At 38.9% G+C, this 26439-nt stretch carries 25 protein-coding genes and 1 tRNA gene; 9 read left to right on the top strand and 17 right to left on the bottom strand.

Going from position 1 to position 26439, the window contains the following annotated elements:
- Positions 1-19: 19 nt before the first annotated feature.
- From QZ289_RS05225 to QZ289_RS05195, 7 genes are all read right to left on the bottom strand, one after another.
- A complete protein-coding gene (locus tag QZ289_RS05225; protein ID WP_295700042.1) occupies positions 20-484 on the bottom strand; it encodes a hypothetical protein in 465 nt (154 codons plus the stop codon).
- A 17-nt stretch (positions 485-501) separates the two neighbouring features.
- The gene (locus tag QZ289_RS05220; protein WP_295700039.1) at positions 502-2157 is read right to left on the bottom strand and encodes a 30S ribosomal protein S1; all 1656 of its coding nucleotides are present in this window, start codon (positions 2155-2157) and stop codon (positions 502-504) included.
- 94 nt (positions 2158-2251) lie between these two features.
- Positions 2252-3073, bottom strand: coding sequence for a 4-hydroxy-3-methylbut-2-enyl diphosphate reductase (locus QZ289_RS05215; RefSeq protein ID WP_295700036.1), 822 nt, complete (start codon positions 3071-3073; stop codon positions 2252-2254).
- On the bottom strand, positions 3063-4370 hold the full coding sequence (gene aroA, locus QZ289_RS05210) for a 3-phosphoshikimate 1-carboxyvinyltransferase (protein WP_295700034.1): 1308 nt from the start codon (positions 4368-4370) through the stop codon (positions 3063-3065). Before aroA ends, QZ289_RS05215 begins: the two co-directional genes overlap by 11 nt.
- Before the next feature lie 63 nt (positions 4371-4433).
- On the bottom strand, positions 4434-5492 hold the full coding sequence (locus tag QZ289_RS05205; RefSeq protein WP_295700031.1) for a PAS domain-containing sensor histidine kinase: 1059 nt from the start codon (positions 5490-5492) through the stop codon (positions 4434-4436).
- A complete protein-coding gene (locus QZ289_RS05200; RefSeq protein ID WP_295700028.1) occupies positions 5476-5844 on the bottom strand; it encodes a rod-binding protein in 369 nt (122 codons plus the stop codon). Before QZ289_RS05200 ends, QZ289_RS05205 begins: the two co-directional genes overlap by 17 nt.
- Positions 5845-5880: 36 nt before the next feature.
- A complete protein-coding gene (locus QZ289_RS05195; protein ID WP_295700026.1) occupies positions 5881-6921 on the bottom strand; it encodes a flagellar basal body P-ring protein FlgI in 1041 nt (346 codons plus the stop codon).
- A 113-nt stretch (positions 6922-7034) separates the two neighbouring features.
- Between QZ289_RS05195 and QZ289_RS05190 the strand changes: the two genes are divergently transcribed.
- A tRNA-Pro gene (locus QZ289_RS05190) sits at positions 7035-7112 on the top strand.
- 291 nt (positions 7113-7403) lie between these two features.
- On the opposite strand, the gene QZ289_RS05185 is transcribed toward QZ289_RS05190, so the two are convergent.
- The 8 genes from QZ289_RS05185 to mqnP are packed head-to-tail and all read right to left on the bottom strand — an operon-like array spanning position 7404 to position 15301.
- A complete protein-coding gene (locus QZ289_RS05185; RefSeq protein WP_295700025.1) occupies positions 7404-8180 on the bottom strand; it encodes an MnmC family methyltransferase in 777 nt (258 codons plus the stop codon).
- 2 nt (positions 8181-8182) lie between these two features.
- On the bottom strand, positions 8183-10240 hold the full coding sequence (locus QZ289_RS05180; protein WP_295700023.1) for an LTA synthase family protein: 2058 nt from the start codon (positions 10238-10240) through the stop codon (positions 8183-8185).
- The gene (locus tag QZ289_RS05175) at positions 10230-10853 is read right to left on the bottom strand and encodes a hypothetical protein (protein WP_295700020.1); all 624 of its coding nucleotides are present in this window, start codon (positions 10851-10853) and stop codon (positions 10230-10232) included. The genes QZ289_RS05180 and QZ289_RS05175 overlap by 11 nt, the downstream gene beginning before the upstream one ends.
- Positions 10850-12079 (bottom strand): sialidase family protein, encoded by a 1230-nt coding sequence (locus QZ289_RS05170; RefSeq protein ID WP_295700017.1) that lies wholly within the window; start codon positions 12077-12079, stop codon positions 10850-10852. Before QZ289_RS05170 ends, QZ289_RS05175 begins: the two co-directional genes overlap by 4 nt.
- A gap of 12 nt (positions 12080-12091) precedes the next feature.
- Positions 12092-13282 (bottom strand): pyridoxal phosphate-dependent aminotransferase, encoded by a 1191-nt coding sequence (locus tag QZ289_RS05165; protein WP_295700014.1) that lies wholly within the window; start codon positions 13280-13282, stop codon positions 12092-12094.
- 46 nt (positions 13283-13328) lie between these two features.
- On the bottom strand, positions 13329-13856 hold the full coding sequence (locus tag QZ289_RS05160) for a hypothetical protein (protein ID WP_295700012.1): 528 nt from the start codon (positions 13854-13856) through the stop codon (positions 13329-13331).
- A gap of 4 nt (positions 13857-13860) precedes the next feature.
- Positions 13861-14421, bottom strand: a complete 561-nt coding sequence (locus tag QZ289_RS05155) for a hypothetical protein (RefSeq protein WP_295700010.1) — start codon at positions 14419-14421, stop codon at positions 13861-13863.
- On the bottom strand, positions 14411-15301 hold the full coding sequence (gene mqnP / locus QZ289_RS05150; RefSeq protein ID WP_295700127.1) for a menaquinone biosynthesis prenyltransferase MqnP: 891 nt from the start codon (positions 15299-15301) through the stop codon (positions 14411-14413). The genes QZ289_RS05155 and mqnP overlap by 11 nt, the downstream gene beginning before the upstream one ends.
- Positions 15302-15688: 387 nt before the next feature.
- Here mqnP and QZ289_RS05145 point away from each other — a divergent pair, with 387 nt between their 5' ends.
- Genes QZ289_RS05145 through QZ289_RS05110 form a run of 8 tightly spaced genes read left to right on the top strand, consistent with a single transcriptional unit; the run spans position 15689 to position 23389 of the window.
- On the top strand, positions 15689-16354 hold the full coding sequence (locus tag QZ289_RS05145) for a CvpA family protein (RefSeq protein ID WP_295700008.1): 666 nt from the start codon (positions 15689-15691) through the stop codon (positions 16352-16354).
- A gap of 4 nt (positions 16355-16358) precedes the next feature.
- Complete coding sequence (lysS, locus tag QZ289_RS05140) at positions 16359-17912, top strand: lysine--tRNA ligase (protein ID WP_295700005.1); 1554 nt, start codon at positions 16359-16361, stop codon at positions 17910-17912.
- On the top strand, positions 17909-19159 hold the full coding sequence (locus tag QZ289_RS05135; protein ID WP_295700001.1) for a serine hydroxymethyltransferase: 1251 nt from the start codon (positions 17909-17911) through the stop codon (positions 19157-19159). Before lysS ends, QZ289_RS05135 begins: the two co-directional genes overlap by 4 nt.
- Before the next feature lie 10 nt (positions 19160-19169).
- On the top strand, positions 19170-19715 hold the full coding sequence (locus QZ289_RS05130) for a DUF1882 domain-containing protein (protein WP_295699998.1): 546 nt from the start codon (positions 19170-19172) through the stop codon (positions 19713-19715).
- 19 nt (positions 19716-19734) lie between these two features.
- A complete protein-coding gene (locus tag QZ289_RS05125; protein WP_295699995.1) occupies positions 19735-20592 on the top strand; it encodes an SPOR domain-containing protein in 858 nt (285 codons plus the stop codon).
- Between the two features lie 12 nt (positions 20593-20604).
- On the top strand, positions 20605-21561 hold the full coding sequence (locus QZ289_RS05120) for a Gfo/Idh/MocA family oxidoreductase (protein ID WP_295699992.1): 957 nt from the start codon (positions 20605-20607) through the stop codon (positions 21559-21561).
- Positions 21561-22130, top strand: coding sequence for an acyltransferase (locus QZ289_RS05115; protein ID WP_295699990.1), 570 nt, complete (start codon positions 21561-21563; stop codon positions 22128-22130). Before QZ289_RS05120 ends, QZ289_RS05115 begins: the two co-directional genes overlap by 1 nt.
- Entirely contained in the window at positions 22130-23389 is a 1260-nt protein-coding gene (locus tag QZ289_RS05110; RefSeq protein WP_295699987.1) for a nucleotide sugar dehydrogenase, read from the top strand. Before QZ289_RS05115 ends, QZ289_RS05110 begins: the two co-directional genes overlap by 1 nt.
- Positions 23390-23850: 461 nt before the next feature.
- Here QZ289_RS05110 and QZ289_RS05105 read toward each other — a convergent pair whose 3' ends face one another.
- Together QZ289_RS05105 and QZ289_RS05100 are read right to left on the bottom strand one after the other, a co-directional pair.
- Complete coding sequence (locus QZ289_RS05105; RefSeq protein ID WP_295699985.1) at positions 23851-25476, bottom strand: tetratricopeptide repeat protein; 1626 nt, start codon at positions 25474-25476, stop codon at positions 23851-23853.
- An 80-nt stretch (positions 25477-25556) separates the two neighbouring features.
- Positions 25557-26318: a hypothetical protein gene (locus QZ289_RS05100; RefSeq protein ID WP_295699983.1), complete on the bottom strand. Its 762-nt coding sequence runs from the start codon at positions 26316-26318 to the stop codon at positions 25557-25559.
- Between the last annotated feature and the right edge of the window lie 121 nt (positions 26319-26439).

Raw genomic sequence — 26439 nt, 5'->3', positions numbered from 1 at the left:
ATCTTCTCCTTTTTGTAATTTATTGCACACTAAATTGCAAACGATAATATTTCAAATCTGCTAAAAGCTTCTCATACATTGCCTCATCATCAACAAATACCATAAGCTTTAACACATCACCTAACCTGTAATATGCTGTTTCAATATTATTTTGTGCTAAGACCTGTTTCACACAGGCAAACTTATATTCATCAAGCCCATCAATACTAATAGTTGATGGAGCTATGGGCTTAGAATCTTCAGTGAGAAAGTCAAATCGCACACTAAGCTCTGTTGCTGGATAAGCATAGGGTAACTCATTGCTATCAGGGACAAAGCTGAGCCAAGTTTCCTCTTTATGCTCTACCGCCCCATTGATTTGGGGAATCTCCATAGGCTGAATATGGAATGGAGGTGCATTTGATATTCTATCCATATAAATCACACCATAAATTGCTCCACCTATCACTACCAAAAGCCCTGCAAGAAATATGAGCTTTTTCATTATTTATTAATATTCTCCTATAAGCGATTTTTAAGCTTATCACCAAGCGTCATTTTTTCTTCAGTATTAAAAGATTTAAGAGTTTCTTTTTCCTTTTGGCGCTCTAGCCTCCTAATAGAAGCTCTTATCTTATTGTTTTCCTCATCGATATGAGCTATCACGCATTCAATGTCATCACCTACTTTTATTTCTTCTTTTTTGAGTGGATAAACATCTTCATTGCGAATAAGTGCCTCCATCTCATCGATTTTAACAAAAATGCCAAAATCTTTTATATCTATCACCTTGCTATGCACCACATCATCAACTTTATGCATTTTTGCAAATTCTTTTGCAGGAGATTGCTTAAGCACTTTGTGTGATAGAGAAATTCGTTCGTTTTCTCTATCAACTTTGATGATTTTTACCTCTATTTCATCACCTATTTTAAAACCATCTTTACATTTAAGATTTTTATCCCAATACGCATCTTCATTATGGAGTAGTCCATCAACCCCGCCAAGATTCACAAATGCTCCAAAATCTGTTAAAGTAGCTATCTTGCCCCTAACAACACTACCAACTTGATGTGTTTTAGCAAAATGCGCAAATGGTTTGTCAAGCAACTTTTTTAATGATACACGCAATTTTTTATTCCGTGTATCAATCTCTATAATCTCTACATCAATCTCCTGCCCTACGCTCAAATAATGTGAGGGGTGCTTGATATTTTTATCCCAAGAGATTTCTGAAATATGTAAGAATCCCTCAATATCATTGCCCAAATCTACAAAAGCCCCATAAGGCTCAATATTGCTTACACTTACTTTAATAGCATAGCCTACTTCAAGCTCTTTTTCAATCTCTGCCCACGGGTCATCGCCAAGTGCTTTCATAGAAAGAGAAAGTCTGCGCTTTTTCTCATCATATCCTAGCACTTTTACCATCACCTCATCGCCCTCTTTAAATTTCTTGGCTGGATTAATAGGTCCTTTATGGCTAAGCTCTGTATAATGCACAAGTCCTTCTACACCACCCACATCGACAAAGATTCCAAAAGGTGCTATTTTCTTTATAAGACCTGTTTGTGCCTCATCATTTTGTAAAAACTTGCCACTTAATGCTTTACGTTGCTTATCATCAATCTCAAAGAATCGTTTGCGCGATACGATGATTGAGTTATTTTCCTTATCAATATTAACAATGACTACCTTGTAGATTCTACCCATAGCCTTGTCATCTTCACGTATTGCAGAATCTCTACGTGGCAAGAATATATCTACACCATCATACTCCATTACATAGCCGCCTTTATTTCTTTTAATCACCTTTGCTTCTATGATTTTATCTTGATAGTCATCTGCTAACTGGGCAATTTTCTCAACAATTTTTTTCATCTTTTGTGCTTTTGTATATGACGCACTTGGTCCTCCTCGACCATATGTTACAAATACTTCAATCTTATCATTCTTGTTAAATAGCACATTGCCTTTTTCATCAGTAATCTCAGATACTTTTAATTTTGCTTCGCTTTTTTCATTTGCAATAGCTACCATTGCATATTCATCATTGATTTCTACGATTTCGCCCGTTTGAATCGCGCCTGTGGCAGCCTTTTTCTCACTTGCTTCTAACAAACTTGCAAAATCTTCTTCATCATTTAAAAAGTCATCATGATCTAAATTGACTAACATCAATACCCTTTATGTATTAAGATTAAATTCTTAAGATTCTAGCAAAGCAAACCTTGCCATAGCTTAAAGAACAACATACATACATAAAAATCTCCTAAATTTGTTCTATTTCTGCCTTCACACCCTCTATAATCCAATCGGGAGTAGAAGCTCCCGCTGTAATCCCACATAACTTTTTATCCCTAAACCATTGCTTTTGTAATTCATTTTTATCTTCCACTAAATAACTATCATTGCAGTGCGTTTGGGCAATCTTTAAAAGCTGCTTGGTATTTGAAGAGTTTTTTCCCCCTACGATAATCATTATATCCACCTCTTGGCTTAATTCAAGGGCTGCCCTTTGATTCTCAAATGTGGCGTTGCAAATAGTATTAAACACGCGCAGCTCATTAACCCTTGAGGCAAGGAATGCAGCAATTTTGCCAAATTGTTCGGGCTGTTTGGTCGTTTGAGAAACAAGCGCTATCTTCTTTCGCAACTTGCATTTGGTTATTTCTTCAACACTTGCCACAATCACCACATTTTCACCATAGCTCGCCACCCCCTTCACTTCGGGGTGATCCTTATCGCCAAAAATAATGATTTGATAGCCCTCTTTAGACATTTTCTCTACAATATTTTGCGGCTTGGTTACAAAAGGGCAAGTAGCATCTATGATCTTTGTCTTACGCTCTCGTAAAGATTCCAAATCCCCTTTTGTAATCCCGTGTGTGCGCACAATCACACTTTGAGAATCTTGAGCTTGCTGCAAAGTCTCGCTTAAACTCACGCCAAAGTCCCTTTGCAGTCGCTCAATTTCCTTTACATTATGTATAAGCGGGCCAAAAGTTGTGGCATTACGATTACCCTCGGCAATATGAATAGCCCTTTTCACTCCAAAGCAAAAGCCATATTTCTCTGCAAGTTTAACCCTCATTTGCATTCTCCACAGATGTAATATGCGATAAATATGCAAGGAATTGCGGGAAAGACACATCAATACAAGCACTATCTGCTATCTCTCCCCCGCACACAAGCTGTGCGATAGCAAAGCTCATAGCAATACGATGGTCGCCAAAAGATGATACCCTAGCCCTTTTTAACTCTCCTCCGCATACGCTAAATCCATCTTCAAACTCATCACATACAATCCCCATACTGCGTAGATTGCTCACAACCGCACGGATTCTATCACTCTCTTTAACGCGCAATTCTTTAGCATTGCAAACGCGTGATGTGCCTTTTGCCACTGCAAAACAAATACTTAAAGCCGGAATCTCATCAATAAGCCAAGCGATATTATCAGTTACCTCAATCGCCCTTAGGCTTTTACCATATACTTCAATATCGCCCACCTCCTCATAAAGCGAGTGATGACGATGATAGGTCACCTCCGCACCCATAGATTCTAATATCTTAAATGCTTCAATGCGCGTTTTGTTTAAAAGCACATTTTTAAGCTTTACTTTAGATTCTAACACACACGCAGCGACAGCAAAATAAAACGCACTTGATGGATCAGCAGGTATTTTAATATGAAAAGATTTTAACTTTTTATAAGGCTGCCCCTCAAAACACACTTCATACCCACCATTTTCATTTTCCTTGCTTTGTATTTGCACACCCATACCGCGTAGCATATTTTCCGTATGATTGCGGCTTAAAAATGGCTCATAGAATCTTGAACGACCTTGAGAGCGCAATCCTGCAAGTATCATCGCACTTTTTACTTGCGCAGAGGCAATAGGACTTGTATAATCAAAAGCTTGTAAATGCCCTCCTACAATGCTTAAAGGTGCATAGGCATTATTATTCCTCCCTCTAATGCACGCCCCAATGCTATTTAAAGGCTCAACGATCCGCCTCATAGGACGTGCATTAAGATACTCATCACCACTTAACACAAAATGCCCCTTCACACCGCTTAATAATCCTGCAAATAGCCGCATTCCCGTCCCGGCATTACCGCAGTCAAGCACTTTGTGCGGCTCATTGATATGATGAGGCGGGATAAGCTTTAGGGTATTTGTGCTCTGCTCTACCACAAGTCCTAACTCACGTGCGATTTGCAATGTATGGAGCGTATCCTCACCCATAAGGTAGCCCTCCACTTCACAAGGAGAATCTGCCAAAAGCGCAAACATGGCCGAACGATGCGAAATAGACTTATCCGTGGCAATATCATCAAATTCACATTCAAAACATTTGGCGGGAGTAATTTTTGTAATACGCATTTTGTCTCCTTAAACAAATCGTGCTAACCCATCTCATAAACTCTGCATTATAGCAGTATAGACCTAGCTTTTAGCAATCCTTACATAAAAAATTTTAGATTCCATACTATCTTCAAGCGAAATAGAACCATTATGTGCGGTGATAATCTGCTGACACAATGCCAAGCCCAAGCCATTACCCTTTAACTTGGTAGTTTTAAATGGCTCAAATAGCATATTTTTATCCGCAATGGCTTGTCCATTATCGCTAAATATAAAACACCAAGATGTATTATCGCTTGCAAAATTTACATTGATTAGCCCCTCTTCACACTCGCCCTCCTCAATCGCGTCAATAGCATTAGAGAGAAAATTTTGCAGCACAATGCTTAACAAATCAAAATCCGCGAGAATCTGCTCCTCTCCCCCTCCCTGTAAATCAAAGACAAAATTAATAGGCTTAGAATAAGTATAATGCCCCACAATTTCGTGCAGCTCATTTTCTAAATCGCTCAAAGCACATAATGCGCGATTCGCTTTGACGCCCTTAGTCCAAAACAAAGTCGTATTAATCAGTCGCTCCACACGCCAAAGCGCCTTTTTAATCTCTAAAACAACACTTTCAATTTGCGGCTCACCACGTCTTAAGAGCGTTGAGGTAAGCAAAGATATAGAGCCTATGGGATTGCGTATTTCGTGTGCTAAATGTGCGGAAATCTGTCCCATAGAGGCTAATCGCTCCTGCCGTTTTTGATTGGTGATATTAGTCGCACTCACCACTTTTTTATCGTTTTTAATACTCACTTGCAAAAGGTAGTTTTGCTCCTCATATTCCACTTGGTGCTCCCCCTCTTGTAAATGCGCAATATCCTTAAACACATCTGCGATTTGACTGGCTTTAACATTTTGGTAAAACACATTTCCATCGGATTCTATCACGCAAATCGCTTGGGGGATAAGCTCAAGCACCCACTCATAGAGTGCTTTAAGGCTATTAAAATCATTTTGTAGTTTTTTAAATTCTTGCTCCGTGCCATAAGTGCTTTGTATAAGTGTATCTAAAGCCTCTAGCAAAATGCCTTTATCACTACTGCTAAGATGTGCTAAAATCTCGGGGTTAATAAAGCTATTTTGATTGTCCATACGGATTTTTTATTCCCCTATGTGCAAGATTCTTAGTAGTTTTCTCCATATTTTGTTGCTCTTTTAGAAAATTAAAAAGCAATTCGCTATACCCAAAACCACCGCTTAGCTCTTGGCTTAATTGATCAATATACATTGAATGATATATATCACTTCCGGGCTGCTTAGGATAGAGTGTATCATCATTTTTAATCGCCTTTTCAAGCATAAATTTAAGCAAAATAGATTCAAATTGGTCTGTTTGCTCTCTAAGTGCTGCGTCTGTCTTCTGCTCTTCAAGTCGTGCTTTGGCTATGCTATTTTCTTTTGTATTGTAAAAATTCATCATTGCCATAGATGTATCAATATTCATTTTGCGCTCCTAGAATCTTATATTCAAATCTCATTTTTACATTACCTCAATCTCTGCTCGTAATGCACCCGATCTTTTCATACTCTCTAGTATAAGTATAACATTACGTGGGCTAGCACCCAGTTTTTGTAATGCTTTCACTACACTTGAAACGGTGGGCTTTGTGCCATTTGTACTGCTAATTGTGCCTTGGGATTGGCTTAAAACTGCACTATCATCAATCACTAATGCATTGGCATCTTCAACCATTTCATTAGAAACCTTAATTGTAATATCCCCGTGTGTAATAACCACAGGCTCAATAGTAATCCCCACACCTGCGATAATCGTGCCAGACTTCTCATCAATAACGATTTTTTCTTTATGAGAATAATCTATCTCCACTTCCTCAACCAAAGCTAAAAATTCTACCATACTTAAGTTGTCAGGCTTACTTAGTCTAATAGTGCGTGCATCGACAGCCACCGCCACCGCGTCGGCAAAAACACTATTCAAAGCCTGCTGAATCTTAATGGCATTCTGTAAATCTGATGTTTTAAGACTAAGTGTTGCATTTTTTTGATTATAGAGGTTATAGCTTACTTCACGTTCTACAATCGCCCCATCTATAATGCTTCCAGATAATGTGCTTGCCCCCTCACCTGAGGTAATACTTCCTTGCGCAAGGGCATAAATATTGCCATCAACCCCAGTTAATGGGGTCATAATAAGTGTTCCGCCACGAATAGATTTCGCATCGCCAATAGAAGATACTAAAATATCAAGCTTATCACCCTGCCTTGCAAATGGAGGCAAGCTTGCTGTTACCATTACAGCTGCAATATTTTTAGACTTAATATCATTTGCAGACAGCTTTACATTCACGCTCTCTAGCATATTGGCCACACTCTGCATAGTGAATTTTGAGCCGCTCTTATCGCCTGTGCCATTTAGCCCTATAACTAATCCATAGCCCACGAGACTATTTTCTCTAATACCTACAATTTGAGCTACTTCACTTAATTTTTGCCCATAAAGACAAGTTATGCTAAGCCATATCCATATAGCCCCAAAGATATATCTATTTAATACTTTCATAATGCTTTCCTTGGCTTTCATATCACAACACAACTAAGCAAAGCAATTTGCATTCCCAAAGAAAGCTAGAGTATGTTACTAAAATTCGCTATAATACCACCCTTTTAAGAAGGCGGAGTATAGCGCAGCCTGATTAGCGCGCACCCTTGGGGTGGGTGAGGTCGTGGGTTTGAATCCCGCTACTCCGACCATTTATGCTTACCTTCCACAAACCCTTTAGTATTAAAACTCTTCATAAAAATTATTTTTAAATTTTAATTATACTAAATATATTTATCGAATAAATTAATGATATATTAAATTTAAAATATTAATTTTATATTTTTTTAAATTTTATTTGACTTTTTTTAAATAAATATTGCTTTCTTTAAAGATCTAGATTCTTTATTATTTTTTACAAAAATTGAGGGGGGGGGGGTAAAAATGAGTTTATTGTATTCGCTTCCTCTCCAGATATCAATAGATTCTTGCTATTTCTGCATTTACAAATCATCTTTATTCTGTATCATAAATCCATTTAAAGATGATAGTCTAATATCATCTTTGCCCATCACACTGCCGCCGCGCACAATGCCACTCTCATAATTATACACCCTTAGTCCTGCACGATAAGCATTTTGGCGGATAGCCTTGCTTTGAGAATAGGTAGTAATAATGCCTTGTGAGTGCAAAAGTTTATATAAACTACAAAAATATGTTTCGCTCCATAGGGCAGGATTCTTCTTTGGACTAAAGGCATCTTGAAAAATGATATGAAACGCTTCTTGCGGGAGGGAATTTAACATATCTAACGCATCGCCCTTGTAAATATACATTTCACATTCCATATCCTCTATTTTAAAAGCATACATACTTATCACATTACAGGGGCTTTGGGCAAAAAAGCAAAGAATCTTATCTATCTCATTGTGGTATGCGCTCATCAATGGCGGATATGCAAAATCACGCAATGCGCTAAATATCGCACTATCTTGCTCGGGAGAGTAGATTCTCAGCTTACCCTTATAGCCTCTCTGTGCTAAAGTCGCTATAAGAGCAAAGCTGTTATACCCTAAGCCAAAGCATATATCAAGCGCACATAATATATGTGGCAGCTCTAAAAAAACTGATTGGATATGCTGCAATGCAGGATAAACATGCTTATAAAGGCTTTCATTCAGTGCGCCATCTCTCAAGCTATGATAGCATTCGCCAAATGCTTCATTATACGCGCTCAAGCTCCCATCGCTACTCTCACGTAGCCAATGATTTTTATCCACTCTTAAGGTATCTCTTTAACTTCATAACCATTTTTGAGAATCCACCAGCTCAATGCTGTGGCTTGTTGGAGCTTTTTATAGAGTGCTTGTGCGCTCTGTTTATCATTATTGCGTGCTGTGCCATCGTGAAAATACTCTATCGTGCCATCCTTATTATAAATAAACCTATCCGTGGCTATGGCAAAATATCCCAATGCACTATTTTTCTCGCTCAGTGCGATATTATCATTACTCACAAGCGGTGTACCAAAACTATGATATGTATAATTATGCGGTGCAACAAGCTCCACTATACTTGGCGTAATATCAATATGTGAGCCGACATTGGTATTCTTTTTTATCTCAAGCATAGGCGAATAGATAATAAACGGCACAGCATTGCTTACTTTGATTGCCAAACCTTGTTTTGGATATTCCCTATCATAATGATCGCCTGTAATGACAAAAAGCGAATTAGGTAGCACACGAGAAATCTCACGGATAAATTGTGTGATAGCCTTATCTTCATACCAAATATGCCCAATTAATCGCGCACTTTTGTCTTTATACTTAGCATTATGGGCAAAGAACTGCTCGATTCTATCAAGCGGCACACCAAACTGCTCCAAAGGCACATCATAAGGAGGGTGATTAGAAGTAGTGAGAATCATATTGAAACTAGGGACGTTGCGCTCTTTAAAGACATTATCCTTTATAAATGCAAAAAGATGATGATCATACGCCCCCCATAACCCCTCATAAGGAGAGGAATAATCATTTAGCTTTGCATTATTAATAATGTGAGTGCTGTAATACATTTTTTCAAAGCCCTGTGAAGAGCTGTATTGGTCAAGCTTCTGCCAAATGCCACTCCCACCATAATAAAAGTTATTCTTATATCCTAAATCCTTCATAATCTCGCCGGGTGCGGTGATAAAAGGTTGCAATGTGCCAAGCATAGAATTGACAGGAATCTCTGTTTGGAAAAGCCCTGTGAGATGCACGTCCATACTTTTAATCGTAGAACCCGCATTTTCCAAAAATATGCCAATCTTCACACCGTGATTGCCATCTACCAAAGACTTTAGCCCCGATGTCAAACCAATCTCATCAAAATCCTCATCAAAGTGCCACTCGCTTAAAGATTCTGCTATGATATAGAATATATAATCTATCTTTTTCCCGCCGGTAGTATTATTCACCTTTTTTGCAAGTAAGTCTTTAAGGTTATAAGAAGGCTCTTTAGAATCAAGCCCAAAGTATTCCCTCACCACTTCTAATGGACTTTGAGTAGTGTAATCGCTAAATTTAGAATTAGAAATTTTTGTATATCCATTATATACAAGATATAAATCTCTTAAAGCTCCAGGCGAGGCTTTACGTAAAAAGTTATTTTCAACAGGTTTGATAACTTGGTCTAAACTCACACCCTTAAAGCTTAAGGCAGAATTGATACAAATCATCATAAATAAGCCAAATATGACAAAGAGCACCCCACACACAAGATAAGATTCTTTCCTATAAGAGCGAGAGCGGATAGAACTTAGCGGGTCGTTTCCATATTCACGTGCAATCGAGCCAAAAATCTTTGTATAAGCCCACATAAAGATCAAACTAAGCAAAAGCCATACTATAACCTTAAATGTGATTCCATACTGCCCACTGATACCCGTATGGAAAATAGCCTTTTGGTCATCAAAAATTAAGCCCAAAAGATTAGCATTAAACACATCATCAAAAATCTCATAAAATACAATCTCTGCAATGCCTATAAAAATACTCACAACACTCACAAGAAAGGCATAAATCCATAGCACGAAATAACGTACATTACTCCAAAAAAAGACTAAACCCACTAGAAAATATGTAATGCTAAAAGCCGCGATATTGCGAGAGTCGTATCGCAAACCATTAATAAAGGTATTAATATATTCTCCAAAATGCTTTACTTCCCCTATGGCATTATGATACACGCCACTATACAGCACAAAGCAAAGCTTTAGCACAAAAAACAAGACAAATAAAAATATAGCGAAACAAATGGATTGGACGAGCAATTTTTCAAGCCATTTATCTTTCATTCTTTCCTCCGTAATGTTTAATCAAAAGCTTACAAATGCGTATTAAAACTGCTAGAATACACCCTACCCACAAAAAAGGGTCAATGTAATAATAAACAATATGTATATCCCCTAAAATCTCTAATTGATACGCCACCATACAGAAAATTAATCCATACGCACTCAATGGGGATACGCTATAAACAATAACGCCCAAAATACAAAGAATAAAAACCAAAATTTTAAACTCTAAATGGTAAATATCCACACCCCAAAAGCCCAAAAAACCCATATAAAGCACGATACCGAAAATAATCCATACGCACTGCACAAAAGGAGGAAAGATTCTCATATTTGCCAATCTCTCATATCTATGGCTTTGAATCTTTAGAGATTGCCACATAAAGCCTACAAGCCACCATAGACTTATAAGTACAAGCATAACGCTTGGCACATCAAAAAGTGCATAGACATAATCGCACATACTCCATTCATATAATGGCATATTAAATAGCACAAGCCACACAAGGACTAAGGCATATCGCACACTAGGCTTTAGATTCACAAAGCAGGAGAAATACATCACGCCACAAAGAGTGACGATATTTATCGCCACACATACAGCAAGATTCATTGCATAGCCTCACTTGCTATTTTTAGCTTTGCTTTAAGCATACTCTTTGGCACAAAGCTCACGCGGATATGTTTGCGCCCATACGTATAAGCAATATAGGCAAAATCCCTATCTAATGCCACACTAGGATAAGACACCTCGCTATCAAGCAACACATCAAGGCGCAGAAGAGGTATAAAGTCAATAGATTCGCTCTCTTGGCTTTGCCTATCAAACATATATAGCCATAGCTCCTCGCGTTTATTGCCCTGTGGGCGAGAGCTTTGATTGTGCAGTAAAAATGTAGAATCTAGGGCATTAAATAGCACAGATGAGGCGTCATAGTTGCGCAAATTGCTTGGCTTTGAATGCTTACACAAAGGCGCACACTCAATCACTTGCATCACATCATTTAGCACTTTATGATTCCTATAAACCCCTATGGTTGAATGGCTATCTAGCGGGACAAAGCTCGGCTGAAGCTGGGAGAGATTCTGCGGTGGGAGGATAAAGATAGAATCTATATCTAAATGATGATTAAAATCAAGCAAAAGCGGATATTTACGCGCTAACTCGTGGTAGATTGGCAAGATAAATCCGCCATCATCTTTGAGCATAGCAGGCGTGCGAACAAGGTGAGAGAAATTCAAAAATGGACTTAAATGCAATTCTCTAAGGTATTGCAAACTAGAAAGATTATCTTTAAACATAAGGTGATAGATTTTGCTTGTCGCCCACCCGCCCATACTCACGCCAACAACAAAAAGATGTGTCCGCCCTTGCGTATCTACAAAGGTTACAGGATTCCCTAGCTTTTTAATAAATTTACCACTAAGATTTGAAAGCAAAGGCGCATCTAAAATCTTTTGAGGCTCACTCCATTTGCCGATTTGCGAATCTTGTTCTTTTACATTTTTGTTATTTTTATTAAAGGTAAAAAAACTTTGATAAATCCCCACATCTCTAGCCCCCTCTCTACTCCCAGCAAAATAGAGCAACATCAAATACTTATCGCTTACATTGCTTACATTTGCTATCGCACTTGCGTGAGCAGAAGCCTCACTATTTGGAATATCAAAATATATAATGTCGTTATAAACATTATAAGGGCTAGTATCGGGTAAATGCAAAGTATGCTTTGAGAAATCAATATGTGGGCTTGGGGTATTATCACTATCGATGCACCACCACGCACATACACAAAGTGCTAAAAGAAATATACTTGTCTGAAAAATATGCTTTAGCACTTTGAAGATTCTTTATTTAAAAAGTGCTTTGACAAATTGTTCTATGCGAGCAATACCCTCTTCAAGCTCCTCTAAGCTACAAGCAAAGGATAATCGCACAAAGCCTTCCATTCCAAAAGCACAGCCGGGCACAAGTGCTACGCCTTGCTCCTTAAGCAATGCCTTGCAAAACCCCATAGAATCTGCGCCATATTGAGGCAATGCAGAGATATTAATAAACAAATAAAATGCACCTTGAGGTTGGCGGACATTAAGACTTTGAATATTATTAATCGCATCACAAGCAAAGCGCATACGTTCCTCAAATGCAGTGCGCATATCCTCTATATCATTATCTACCTCGCCTTTCAAGGCTATTGCTGAAGCCTTTTGTGTAATGGAATTGATATTGGAGGTACATTGACTTTGTAAATTATCCATAAACTTTATAAGTTTTTTATCCTTACAAGCTAGATAGCCTATGCGCCACCCTGTCATCGCTACTGATTTGCTTAAGCCATTAATGGTAATCGTGCGTTGCAGCATATCCTCACTTACCGCCGCAGCGGAGAAAAACTTCACACTATATACGAGCTTTTCATACATCTCATCGCTTACTACCCATATATTTGTATCTTTTAGCACCTCTGCAAGAGATTCTAACTCCTCCTTGCTATACACCATACCTGTGGGATTTGATGGGGTATTAAGAACAAATATCTTTGTTTTAGATGTGATAGCCTCTTTTAGCTCCTTGGCTGTAATTTTAAAGTTATTTGCCTCTGTTGTTTGCACAATCACGGGCTTCCCACCGCTAAAGGTTACAAGCTCAGGATAAGTAACCCAATATGGAGAGGGGATAATCACCTCATCACCATTATTAATGAGAGCTTGAAATACATTAAAAAGTGAGTGTTTTGCGCCATTGCTTACAATGATTTCATTGCTCTCATATTGTAGATTATTTTCACGTAAAAGCTTCCCTCGAATAGACTCTATCAATTCTGGAATCCCCACTACCGCAGTATATTTTGTAAAGCCACTCTTTAGCGCCCTAATGGCTTCATTTTTAATCATCTCAGGCGTATCAAAGTCTGGCTCACCAGCTGAAAGACTAAGCACATCTTGCCCACTCGCTTTTAACTCGCGTGCTAGGGTGCTAATAGCAATAGTTGTGGATTCTTGTAAGAGTTCTACTCGCTTTGCATAAGTGGGTTTTTTCATAATACTCTCCTTGAAGATTTATGTATCATAGCACATCTCTCTCAAACTACTCTTTAATATCTGCAAGTTTAAGTGTAAATTCAACCTCGCCCTTGCTTAAACGCATTTCCTTAGCAATCGCATCAATGCTCCACCCATCACGAAACATATTGACAATGCGCTTCTCGTTGATATTTGTATTTGATGTGGGAAACAAACTAAATTCTCGAATCCTCTCTTCAAGACTCACAATTTTTTCCTCGATATAATCCCGCTCCTTATTGACTTGTGCCTCTAAAATCTCTACTTGGCGATACACACCTACTAATGCGTTATTTACCGCATCAATGCTTTCAGTTTTGATTTTTGTATTAAGGGCAGTGCTGCTTAGCTGACTTTCAAGCTCATTGTCTTTAATCCATTTGTGAATCTTAAATATCTCATTATTAATATCTTCCATACCCTTTTCGAAACGTCTAATTCGCTTTGCCATATCAAGGTTGCGTGTATAGTTTAAAAAAGTAACATAACACACTATACCTATGGATATTAAAGAAAATATGATACTCATACTGCCTACTGATATGCCAAACATTACCTTACTCCTTCGACAAACTTTTAGAATCTAAAATCATTAAACGTTCCATTTGCACAACAAAACTATCAAAATCTACCAAATCATTATGCCCAATCTGCTCAAAAACCAACACTTGAGGTGCAATAGCTCGAGCAAAAATCCCTATATAACGTTGCGGAAATACAGGCAAAAAAATACGCAAATAATACTTTTCTCCTGCTTCAAATATGCTTGAAGAGGTGCATAATACGTTATGCCCCACAAAATGAGCGACACCCTCACCTGCCAAACGCAGATATTGTGTAGCCCTATTATTAAGAATCTGCTCAATATTTTCCACTTTTTGATAGAGTTCCACAAGTAATTCTAATAATACCTCATCAGTATCTTCTGTGCGATTTTTAGACTTAATCTTGTTAAGCCATTGAGTAATAGAACCATAGCGATTTTGAGAGAGCGCAATATATTCCTTTTTAAACATTTCTTCGTTACTCGTATTAAGCTGCTCAAATGCGATTTGAATTTCACAAGGAACAAGACGCGTTTGTATGCCATTTTGTACTAGAATGCTCTTAAAATCCATATGCTTCCCTTATAGAATCTGCCAAAATACATACAAAAAATATAATCCCCAAATAGCCATTAGTAACAAAAAAAGCCTTAGGAATATGCTTTAAATGCAGTTTTACAAGATATTGCTCATAGCAAAGCATAAGGGCGGATATAGCTACACCTATTTGGGCGATAAGCCCTAGCTGTGCCTCATATACAAAAGCTATCCAAAACCCCACGGCAAAGATATGGCATAGGCGCGAAATCCACAAGGTTTTTTCAACACCAAAATAAGCCGGAACAGAATGGAGCTTGTGAATCTTATCAAATTCTATATCCTGTATGGAATAAAGCAAGTCAAATCCAGCCACCCAAAACAGCACACCTATGGAGAGAAATACACTCCATAATGGAATCTCCCCCATCACAGCAATCACCCCAGCAATAGGTGCCAAGCCTAAACACACCCCAAGCACCCAATGCGCTATCGCGCTAAAACGTTTGGTATAGGAATAAAAGGCTAAAATGAGCAAAAACGGCACACTCAAGGCAAAAGCAAGAGGATTTACAAAGTAAGAGATAAACACAAAAAGTAGCGCATTAAAGACATTAAAGCACACAAGCCCCATAAGGCTAATACGCCCATCGACACTAGGGCGGCTACTTGTGCGGGGATTATCCTTATCTATATCCCTATCTCTAAAGCGATTAAATCCCATAGCGAAATTACGTGCGCTAATAAGAGCCAAAATACATAGCACAAACGTCTCCCATCCACACCACGGAATGCTATATACCTGCATACTTCCCACAACCATTGTGATGAGAATGAAACTGCTTGAAAAAATAGTATGCTCAAAGCTAACAAGTTCGCTAAAATTTTTTATTTTCTTCACTAATAGTTTCAAAATACCCATCTTGCCCCATTCCTTGCGAGTTTGCATTCCCTATATCATCTAAATAAAACGCAGGATTCTAGACTACCTTACCAAAAAATAAGCTAAAACTCTTGCAAAATAATGCAAAATCGTTTAATATATCGTTATCTTAATACCTAATAAAAACCAAGGTTCTCAACATCTTGGAGAATTATCACACATTCTTTGAATATCTTACCCTTAGAGATATTAAGATGACATTTTGAGGCAATTTATGAGCTATCCAAGGGTTTGCCTCCATATAAAGTTTAAGAGTAAGTAAAACATTATCTCTACTGAACGATATTTTTAAGGAAGCAAAATCTAAACTGCATACGAAAAGCGCTCAAAATAGTTTTGAATTTTAAAGGATTACCGCAAATGGATACATTGAGCTATATTGACATAGGAATCTTAGTTTTACTTATCTTGCTTTCAATCAAAGGGTTTTGGCAAGGTATCATACGTGGGTTAGCAAGCTTACTAGGCATTTTACTCGGTATATTTTTTGCTTCACGATTCTATGATAATGTAGGGCAATGGTTTGCACAAACTATCTATGACCTCAATGCTCCAGAACTCAATGCGCTTGTAGGCTTTCTTATCCTTATGGTTTGTATTTGGCTTGCATTCCTTCTTATTGGGGAAACTCTCTTCCGTATACTTAAAATCACTCCTTTAGCTCTCCTTGATGGTATATTAGGTTTAGTTTTTGCCTTTATTAAAGCTTTTTTACTTATTTCTATTATTGTTTTTGGGATTACTCAAATAGGTTGGCTAAATAATCTGTCTCAAAGCATTGAACGTGATAGTTCACTTTTACCCATAATGAAAAATCTTGCCGTACGCATTATGAATCTTGAAGAAGTTCAAGAAATCAAAGAAAATCTTAATAATATTCATACACAACACTCATCAAAAGAAGACTTAGAAGCAAAAGAAACAGAAGAAAAACATACAGAAGATATCAAAAACATAGATGAGGGGGAATCTCAAGCAACAGATGGTTCTATACATTCCAACGACACAACCGCCTCGGAGCAATAAAAGTATGTTTTCAAATTTCTATATCCAACAACGTATCAAAAAAAAGGAACTTATGCAAGAAGCAGGGCTTAATCCTTATACCAACAAAGCTACGCGGACTTTAAGCAATAAGGCATTTTTAGATAAATATCAATATCTTAAATTGCAAGATATTGCAGAATCTTCATCCAAAAACTCTGAAAATGAAAGTATTGTAGGACGCGTGAGATTTATCCGCCTGATGGGCAAGGCGTGTTTTATTAAGATTCAAGATGAGAGTGCTTTACTCCAAGCCTATATTTCAAAAGACGATGTGGGAGAGGATTTTGCACACATTAAGAAAATCCTTGAAGTAGGAGATATTATCAATGTGCAAGGCTATGCCTTTATAACCAAAACAGGAGAGTTAAGCATACACGCGCGTTCTTTTCAAATTCTTACTAAAAGCATTGTGCCACTGCCTGAAAAGTTCCACGGGCTTAGCGATGTGGAGCTTCGCTATCGTCAGCGCTATGTGGATTTGATTGCCAATGAAGAGGTAAAAGAGACTTTCAAAATGCGTAGTCAAATTATCTCCTGTGTGAGGGCTTTCTTTGAGAAAAAGGGCTTTTTAGAGGTAGAAACACCTATGCTTCACCCTATTCCGGGTGGGGCGAATGCACGTCCTTTTATCACTCATCATAATGCCCTTGATGTGGATAGATATTTGCGTATCGCACCTGAGCTCTATCTCAAAAGGCTTATTGTAGGGGGATTTGAAGCCGTATTTGAACTTAATCGCAACTTTCGCAATGAAGGTATGGACCACTCTCATAATCCCGAGTTTAGTATGATTGAATTTTATTGGGCATATAAAACCTATGAGGATTTAATCACTCTCACTAAAGAACTTTTTGACTTTCTTTTTAACTCCCTCAAACTCCCTAAAATTCTAACTTACAATCAAGATAACATTGATTTTAACCAATGGAGCATTATGAGTTATAAAGACGCACTCATAAATATAGGCGGCTTAGATGAAAAGATTATAAATGATAAAAATGCACTCTTAGCCCACCTCCAAGCAAAACATCTCAAAGTCGATACATCTATGGGCTATGGCAAACTTTTAGCCGAGGCTTTTGATGAGTTTGTAGAGCATAAACTTATCAATCCTACTTTTATTACACAATACCCCATTGACATTAGCCCCCTCGCAAGACGTAATGATGAGAATCCTTTGATCGCAGATAGATTCGAACTTTTTATCGGTGGGAGAGAAATCGCCAATGGATTTAGTGAACTCAACGACCCTCTAGACCAGCTAGAACGTTTTAAAGAGCAGGTTAAGGCAAAGGATGCAGGTGATGAAGAGGCTCAATATATGGACGAAGACTATGTATGGGCATTAGCACACGGTATGCCACCCACAGCGGGAGAGGGTATAGGCATTGATAGATTGGTAATGCTTTTATGCAATGCAAAAACAATTAAAGATGTAATTTTATTTCCTGCATTAAAGCCAACTAAGCCAAACTTTGATATAATATCCTCAAAAGATACCCAAACCAACATCATAGAGCATAAGGAGGGCAAATGAGTTATTTAATCCAAGACCAAGATAGTGAGATATTTGAGCTAATAGAAAAAGAATTACAACGACAAAATGACCATCTAGAGATGATTGCGAGTGAAAATTTCACATTTCCTAGCGTTATGGAGGCTATGGGAAGCATTCTTACCAATAAATATGCTGAGGGCTATCCATCCAAACGCTATTATGGAGGTTGCGAGTTTGTCGATAAAATCGAGGAGATTGCCATTGAGAGGGCTAAAAAGCTCTTTGGTGCCGCTTTTGCTAATGTGCAACCTCATTCAGGTTCACAGGCAAATGCAGCAGTGTATGCAGCACTCTTAAAGCCTTATGATAAGATTCTAGGTATGGATTTAAGCCACGGAGGGCATCTCACACACGGGGCGAAGGTAAGCACTTCAGGGCAACTTTATCAAAGTTTTTTCTATGGCGTGGAGCTTAATGGATATATTGATTATGACAAACTCGCTCTTCAAGCCCAAGTAGTGAAGCCAAATATTTTAGTATGCGGCTTTTCTGCCTATACACGTGAGCTTGATTTTAAACGATTGCGTGAAATCGCAGATTCTGTAGGGGCCTACCTTATGGGAGATATTGCCCACGTTGCTGGATTAGTCGTAGCGGGAGAATATCCTAATCCCTTCCCACATTGCCACATCGTTACTACAACCACACATAAGACCTTGCGAGGACCAAGGGGCGGAATGATTCTCACCAACGATGAGGAGCTAATAGCCAAAATCAATAAGGCTGTCTTTCCCGGGATTCAGGGCGGACCACTTATGCACGTAATCGCGGGTAAGGCAGTAGGTTTCAAAGAAAATCTCAAGCCCGAATGGAAAGTGTATGCAAAGCAAGTCAAAGCAAATATCCAAGCACTTGCAAAAATCCTCATTAAGCGTAAATACAACCTTGTAAGTGGCGGAAGCGATAATCACCTTGTGCTAATGAGCTTCTTAAATAACGATTTTAGCGGCAAAGACGCGGATTTAGCCTTAGGCAATGCCGGAATCACAATTAATAAAAACACTGTTCCGGGTGAGACCCGCTCTCCTTTTGTTACAAGCGGTATAAGGATAGGTTCTCCTGCTCTTACCGCAAGAGGTATGAAAGAAAAAGAGTTTGAATGGATTGCAGAGAGGATAGCAGATATACTTGATGATATTCACAATACCAACTTACAGACAACAATTAAATCTCAAGTCAAAGATTTTGCCAAAGATTTTAGAATCTATGAACGACCAATTTTTTAGGGGGTAAGTCGTGACAGAAATGGATCTTAAGCTCATCAAGATGGACACATCGCATTATTACAGACGCGTTAATGGGTTAGGGAGCAAAGTCAATCATATGGGGCGGATTCTATATGATAAGTATGAGAGAGTTGATGCAATGCTTACCTCTATGCTCATTGGCAAACATTTTCGTAAAGAGCTTATAGTAGCCCATTCTCTGCTTTTGGCTAAAGGTAAAAAAGTAGAGAATATCGTATTTGATTATAACGGGCGTAATCCAGAGAGATTCTATCATCGTGCTCAACTGCTTTTGCGCGAAGAAGGATTTTTAAACTTTACTGCATTTTGTTCCAAAACGCCCGGACATCTCCATTTATATGTGCATAAAGGACATACTGAACTCAATGAAGGTAAACGTTTGGCTAAAACACTTTCGTTAAAATTATCTCAACATTGCCCTAAAGAATGGAGAGTATTTCCCAATGATGAAATGCCCTCTAATTTCAATATTCTCGCTCTACCTTATGACGTCTATGCTAAGGAGCGTGGATCGTCTTGGGCAAGGCATATGTAACTACTTTAAAGGAGTAAAAATGGAAACAAAACGAGAACTCAATGACATTTTAATCAATGATGATGATTTGCAAAGAGAAAATAAAACTAAAAAACTTATGATGATGATTGCGATGGCATTAGTTTTTTTGTGCATCGTAATTGGTGTAAGCATCTTTTTTGCTTCTGAAGATACAACACATGAAAAACACACAGCGGCAAATAATGGCTTAACACCCATTAGAGATCCTCTAGATTCAAGTTTTGAGAATGTCCCACTTGGTAATAATCCTTCAGGGGAAATTGATGAATTTCAACAAATACTTGATGATATTCGCAAACGTGAGCAAGGAGATACTCATCCTCAAATAGCGCAAAACACACAACCCACACCTCAATCGCCACAGCCTGCTCCAACACCTAAACCCGCACAGAATCCACAACCTGCTCAGGCTCCAAAACCAGCTGCACAGCCAGTGCTTCCAGCTAAACCTACTGCACAGCCAACACCAAAGCCAGCCGCACAACCAGCCAAGCCACCACAGAATCCTACAACACCTACCAAGCCTACTGCACCTGCTAAGCCAGCTTCGACAAACCAAAAGAGCATTCCTAATATTTTTGAAGACGTTTCCACTCCGCGTATGGACACATCTAAAAATGGGCAAGTAGCAGAAAAAGGATTCTATGTGCAAGTAGGTTCGTTTGCTAATAAACCAAGTGCAGAGTTTTTAAAGCAAATCAGCAATTATAGCTATCGCGTTTATGCAGGCACTTCAAATGGACAGCCTACCACAAAATACCTCATTGGGCCTTATACCTCCCGCACAGAAGCAAGTAGAGATTTGCCTAATTTTAAAACTCTTGTTCCAGACCCTGTGCATTTTGAGGTAAAATAGCCTCATATTACTATGAGTAAAACTTTTGGGCTTATTGGCGTTGGGGGCTTTATCGCTCCTAGACATCTCAAAGCCATCAAGGCAAACAATGGCACACTTATTTGTGCTATTGATACGCACGATTCAGTAGGTATACTCGATAGCTACTTTCCTCAAGCGGATTTTTTTACACAAGGCGAGCGATTTGAGAGGTATCTCTATAAGCTTAAATGTAATAACACACCGCTAGATTATATCAGCATTTGCTCCCCTAATCACCTGCACGATACGCATATCCGTCTTGCCTTACGTAATGAATCTTACGCCATTTGTGAAAAGCCCATCGTGCTAAATCCGTGGAATCTTGACGCCCTACTCCAAGCCCAAAAAGAAAGCGGAAAGCGTATTTATACCATCTTACAGCTTCGCCTGCACCCAAGTATCATTGCCCTTAGAGATCACATTCAAAGCCTTTTAAAGCAAGATTCACAAAAGGTACTTAATATTGATTTAAGCTATATTAGCGCTAGGGGCAAATGGTATACGCACTCGTGGAAGGGTGATGAGAGTAAAAGTGGCGGAATAGCGACAAATATCGGGGTGCATTTTTTTGATATGCTTCTGTGGATTTTTGGCACACTCAAGGAGAGTATCGTGCATACCTATAATGAATCTAGTGCGAGTGGATTTCTAGTCTTAGAACACGCTAGAGTGCGATGGTTTCTCTCCATTGATGAGCAACACCTGCCCGATGAATGCCGAGCAAAGCAAAAAAGAGTGTATCGCTCCTTGCATTTAGAGGGAGAGGAATTTGCCTTTAGCGAAGGCTTCGAGGATTTACACACAAAAAGCTATGCAAATATTCTAAATGGCAAAGGCTTTAGCCTACTTGATACAAAAGCAGCCATTGAGCTTATCCATCAAATCCGCCACGCTACGCCCATTGGCTTAAAGGGCGAATATCACCCCTTAAGCGCAAGGTTTCTATAATGGCATATTTTATCCACCCTACAAGCATAGTCGATGAGGGCGTGAGTATCGGGGAAGGTAGCAAAATATGGCATTTTTGCCATATTCTAAGCGGTAGCGTGATTGGACAAAACTGCTCCTTTGGGCAAAATTGTATGATTGGACCAAATGTAAGTATTGGCAATAACCTCAAGGCACAAAACAACATCAGCATTTATGAAGGAGTAGAGATTGGTGATGATGTGTTTTTAGGACCAAGCGTTGTTTTTACTAATGTCATCAATCCTCGCGCTTTCATCTCCCGCAAAAGCGAGTTTAAGCGCACTCTTATCAAACTTGGCGCTTCTATTGGCGCAAATAGCACGATTATATGCGGTGTGGAGATTGGTGAATATGCTTTTGTAGGTGCAGGAAGTGTCGTTACAAAAAATATCCCAGATTTTGCCCTCTATGTGGGGAATCCCGCTAAGCATATTGGTTGGGTAGATAAGGCAGGAAAATGTCTTATCTTTGATGATACACTCATTGCACACGATAGCTACGATAACAGCGTATATCGCCTTCTTGGCGATAGAATTGAGAGACTATAATGTTAGCTCCACTACCGCAGTTAGATACTATCCGCATTGCCGTGATTGGCTTAGGCTATGTAGGGTTGCCACTGCTTATCGCATTTAGTAAACGTTATAATGCCATTGGATTTGATATTAATCCCACTCGTATAGAATCCTTGCAAAAAGGCATTGATGAGACAAAGCAAGTCTCTAAGGAAGAGATTCTCCGCTCTCATTGCACCTTTAGCAGCACACTTTGTGATATTGTAGAAGCAAATGTCTATATTATTTGTGTGCCTACGCCCATTGATGAATACAAAGTCCCCGACCTCTCCGCGCTTTTGGGCGCAAGTGAAATGGTAGGTAAAGTTTTGCAAAGAGGCAATATCGTTATTTATGAATCCACCACCTACCCCACCTGCACGGAAAATGAATGCAGAGCTATGCTTGAGCTTACCTCATCACTTCATCTTAATAGCGATTTTTATCTTGGCTACTCACCCGAGCGGATAAATCCTAGCGATAGCATACACACCCTAAGCAATATCCGCAAAATTACTTCAGGTAGCAACGATGAAGCAGCGGCATTTGTAGATACCCTTTATGCCTCAATCATCACAGCTGGAACACATCGCGTCTCATCAATCAAAACCGCTGAAATGACAAAAATCATCGAAAACGCTCAACGTGACCTAAACATCGCCTTTGTCAATGAAATGTGTATTATCTGTGATTATTTGGATATTGACGCCCTAGAGGTGCTTGAAGCGGCAAAGACAAAGTGGAATTTCCTGCCATTCACACCGGGATTAGTAGGAGGGCATTGCATCAGCATTGATCCCTATTATCTTACGCACAAAATGAATGCGATTGGTTATGTGCCGCAAGTAATCAGCTCAGGGAGACTCATCAATGACACTATGCCGCATTTTATCGCACAGAAAATCATTAAATTAATGATAAAACAGCATATTGCCATACTTGGGGCGAAGATTCTCATACTTGGGGTAACTTTCAAGCAAAACTGCCCCGATATACGCAACTCCAAAGTCCCACTTGTCAAAAAAGAGCTTGAGGAATTTGGGGTAGAGGTAAGCGTATATGACCCTATCGCTAATGCGCCTGATGTACAAGAGCAATACCATATCTCACTCCTACCCTCACTCCCTTCAAGGCAATTTGACGTTATTTTTCTTGCTATAGCCCACAATGAATTTCTCTCCCTCTCATTTAAAAATTTAGCAAAGCAAAACGCCATCTATTACACCCTCACCCCCCACAAGCTGGATTTGTAGCTTCTCTAGTCTATTATGCCTTTGCTGCTGCGATGTAATCGCCACATTCGCACGGAGTGCTAATCCACACTTGCAAAAGGTCTTGCTCGTGTAGAATGAATCCATGCTCCGCGCCTAAAGAATATACTTGTAACCGCGCTTCATTTGGTGATTATACGCACGAAGTGTTTGTTGGATTACCCTCTCACTCCACCCCTGTAAAGAGAGATTCTAGGTTTAGATTCTCTTGTGTCCCCACTTGTATCAAATCAATTACACGATAGTGCCAACCCATAAAAGCGCCCTAAGAATGGTGAGCTGGTAATCTAGTGAACGATATATAAGGGGAGCGAGGCATATTCGCCGAGCCAGTCTCGTGCTTGCGCTTTAGCACCAGCCCACACTTGTAAAGCAAAGTTTTTTAAAAAGTCAAGTTTTGTGGGGTAAAGCACAACAGCATAGAATAATAAAAGAGATTCTACTTAAATCCACGCTTTGAGGTATACCTTAAGATTCTGTACAACGTTGCTCCATTCATACATCTTGCTTTGTGTGAAGCACACAACATTTTGATACCACGGCGTAGAAATACCATTCCCCCAACGCCAATCATAACGTTTATTCAGCAACACAAGCGTGTGTTTCCCCATACTCGCGCTCAAATGCGCTACTGATGTGTCAATGCTAATCACCATATCCATATCATCAATAATCGCATAAGTATCTGCAAAGTCATTCATCTCTTTTTGGATAATACTATGCTTTCCTAACTCCTCGCATTGAGGCTTATTAAGCGAGTAGATTTCAATCTCCTTATGGTCTTGCAATGCACTCATTAGTACATCAAGCGGGATACTTTTATTGTTTGCTTCGCTAAATTGTGAATCTGTGCTAAAGCAAATGCCGATTTTTTTGACTTTATGGGGCGCTTGGGGCTTTTCACACATAAAGGGCATTATGGCTAAATCATCAGTATGTTCCACCCCTAACGCTAAAGGCAGTGACAAAAGAGAGATGGCTATATCGTATTTTCCTACTTCGCTAAGACTTGAGACACATTTAAAAGGCAGTTTTGTAAAAAGTGGCACAAGCGGAACTTGAGTAATAACACAAATATCCTTTGTATGCTTTGCTAAAAGGGATAAAAATCGTGCAAACATAATGCTATCGCCAAGCCCCTGCTCGTGATAGACAAGCACCTTTTTGCCTTTAAATTTACTTTTTTTACTTTCATCATAATGCCAAATATTTGTAATCCTCCTAGGTAACATATTGGGGAGTTTTTTACGCTCTTCATAGATTCGGAAACCATCTTTAAGGCGCAAGGAGCGGAGTAGGAAATGTGCATAGTTGATATAATAGCTTATATTATTAGGATTAAGCGCGATGGCTTTCCCGTATAGTGCCTGTGTGTGCTGTATATCTTCATTAGCATAAGCAAGGGCATTAGCATAGTTAAAATTAAAATCGCTATCCTCTGCATAATGCGTATATATCGCGCTATATACTTGCAGTGCCTCACTAAAGCACCCTAATTGCACATAGGTATTAGCGAGATTCACACCTGCATCAAGATAACCCTTACTCAAGGCATTAAGATAAAGCTCTATGGCTTCGCCAAAATTTTTGAGTTTCACTTGTGCGTTAGCGAGGTTAAACATCGCTCCTAAATCATTAGGGTCAAGCTTAATAGCAATCGTGTAATGCTTGATTGAATGATTAGAATCTCCTATATCCGAATAGGCTTTTGCGAGGTTAAAATGGAGATTAGAATTATTTTGTGCTGCTGTATTTTGTCTAAGAAGCATTTTAATCTCTGCGATACATCGCTCAGGATTCCCACTGCGACGGTAGGCTTCCGCACAATTAATGGTGTGATTAGGCTGTGTGGGTTCATATTGCATAGCTTGAGAGAAATATGCTATTGCCCTCTCAAATGATTTAAGCTCAAGCATTACCATACCCGCTAAGCTCCATACTTGTGCTTGCGTATAGTCAATCCCTAATATTTGAATACATATATCTATGCACTCGTGGTAACGTTGTGATTGGTAGAGCTGATGTGCCATCTGCACGGCTGAAGTGATATCAAAATTTTGTCTAGACACTTATCCCCCTTGGTTTTTCCAAAGGGTTTAAGCAAAAATGATACCACTTTTATGCAAGTAGTGACAGAGAGGAAAATATACTAGAAAACTACGCCAAAAATAATAGAAAATCGCTGATAGTTATCTCTAAAATCTTTTGTACGCACAGAATCTGTATTAATACTAGCACCAGCTGTGCGACTAGAACTTGTCAATTCTCCCATCACATAGCGCAATCCCACACTAAAGACATTAGAAAATTTCAATCCAGCTCCAACACCATAGGTAAGCCCGTGATATATATTTTCAAGCGATGTATCATTTTGTGTTTCGCTTACATAAAAATTATCAGTAATGCTATGATATGAATATCCTACCATACCTTGAATATAAAATGAACCCATTTGCACACCCACAATCACGGGCACTTGTATACCCCAGCCATTAAAGCCTAGATCAGTCATTACCTTTGAGCCACCGGGCAACCCTATCTCTTTATCATCATAAAATGCATTAGAGTTACCTAAGGATTTAAGATAAATAGGCACGGTGATTTCTGTCCCTACATACGGACGTATGCCACTTGCTGCTTTAATAGAAGTAATATAAATAGAGTACCCCACATCGGCAGAATGGAGATTCAAATTCCCAAGTTTGCTATATGAATATCCTAAATGCCCTTCGTTAAAAAGATACCAGCGCTGAACACTTCCAGCCTGAGAAGAGCCGCTAAGAATAGAGCCACTTGCAAAATTACCTAAAAGTTGTTTTTTTGTGTTGCTTAAACTTGAATTGTTTGTAGCGCCAAATGCTGCACTACCTGCAATAATAAGCCCTAACACTATATGTTTAAAAGAAATCATTTTTCCTCCTTTAGTAAATTAAAATTGCGTATCATATCACAATAAACTAATATCGGCTTTAAAGCACATTTTTTTAGATTCCATTATGCCTTTACTATCGCGATGTATTGCGGTAAAGGTC

The sequence above is a fragment of the uncultured Helicobacter sp. genome, assembly GCF_910577135.1.
Classification (GTDB): Bacteria; Campylobacterota; Campylobacteria; order Campylobacterales; family Helicobacteraceae; genus Helicobacter_C; species Helicobacter_C mastomyrinus.
Note: the sequence above shows the minus strand (reverse complement) of the source record. Positions and strands in the feature narration are given on the sequence as shown.

What these genes read in the sequence shown, in the direction of transcription:
- QZ289_RS05225 (WP_295700042.1), bottom strand. Translation starts at nt 484, where the DNA reads ATGAAAAAGCTCATATTTCTTGCAGGGCTTTTGGTAGTGATAGGTGGA.
- QZ289_RS05220 (WP_295700039.1), bottom strand. Translation starts at nt 2,157, where the DNA reads ATGTTAGTCAATTTAGATCATGATGACTTTTTAAATGATGAAGAAGAT.
- QZ289_RS05215 (WP_295700036.1), bottom strand. Translation starts at nt 3,073, where the DNA reads ATGAGGGTTAAACTTGCAGAGAAATATGGCTTTTGCTTTGGAGTGAAA.
- aroA (WP_295700034.1), bottom strand. Translation starts at nt 4,370, where the DNA reads ATGCGTATTACAAAAATTACTCCCGCCAAATGTTTTGAATGTGAATTT.
- QZ289_RS05205 (WP_295700031.1), bottom strand. Translation starts at nt 5,492, where the DNA reads ATGGACAATCAAAATAGCTTTATTAACCCCGAGATTTTAGCACATCTT.
- QZ289_RS05200 (WP_295700028.1), bottom strand. Translation starts at nt 5,844, where the DNA reads ATGAATATTGATACATCTATGGCAATGATGAATTTTTACAATACAAAA.
- QZ289_RS05195 (WP_295700026.1), bottom strand. Translation starts at nt 6,921, where the DNA reads ATGAAAGTATTAAATAGATATATCTTTGGGGCTATATGGATATGGCTT.
- QZ289_RS05180 (WP_295700023.1), bottom strand. Translation starts at nt 10,240, where the DNA reads ATGAAAGATAAATGGCTTGAAAAATTGCTCGTCCAATCCATTTGTTTC.
- QZ289_RS05175 (WP_295700020.1), bottom strand. Translation starts at nt 10,853, where the DNA reads ATGAATCTTGCTGTATGTGTGGCGATAAATATCGTCACTCTTTGTGGC.
- QZ289_RS05165 (WP_295700014.1), bottom strand. Translation starts at nt 13,282, where the DNA reads ATGAAAAAACCCACTTATGCAAAGCGAGTAGAACTCTTACAAGAATCC.
- QZ289_RS05160 (WP_295700012.1), bottom strand. Translation starts at nt 13,856, where the DNA reads ATGTTTGGCATATCAGTAGGCAGTATGAGTATCATATTTTCTTTAATA.
- QZ289_RS05155 (WP_295700010.1), bottom strand. Translation starts at nt 14,421, where the DNA reads ATGGATTTTAAGAGCATTCTAGTACAAAATGGCATACAAACGCGTCTT.
- QZ289_RS05145 (WP_295700008.1), top strand. Translation starts at nt 15,689, where the DNA reads ATGGATACATTGAGCTATATTGACATAGGAATCTTAGTTTTACTTATC.
- lysS (WP_295700005.1), top strand. Translation starts at nt 16,359, where the DNA reads ATGTTTTCAAATTTCTATATCCAACAACGTATCAAAAAAAAGGAACTT.
- QZ289_RS05135 (WP_295700001.1), top strand. Translation starts at nt 17,909, where the DNA reads ATGAGTTATTTAATCCAAGACCAAGATAGTGAGATATTTGAGCTAATA.
- QZ289_RS05125 (WP_295699995.1), top strand. Translation starts at nt 19,735, where the DNA reads ATGGAAACAAAACGAGAACTCAATGACATTTTAATCAATGATGATGAT.
- QZ289_RS05120 (WP_295699992.1), top strand. Translation starts at nt 20,605, where the DNA reads ATGAGTAAAACTTTTGGGCTTATTGGCGTTGGGGGCTTTATCGCTCCT.
- QZ289_RS05115 (WP_295699990.1), top strand. Translation starts at nt 21,561, where the DNA reads ATGGCATATTTTATCCACCCTACAAGCATAGTCGATGAGGGCGTGAGT.
- QZ289_RS05110 (WP_295699987.1), top strand. Translation starts at nt 22,130, where the DNA reads ATGTTAGCTCCACTACCGCAGTTAGATACTATCCGCATTGCCGTGATT.
- QZ289_RS05100 (WP_295699983.1), bottom strand. Translation starts at nt 26,318, where the DNA reads ATGATTTCTTTTAAACATATAGTGTTAGGGCTTATTATTGCAGGTAGT.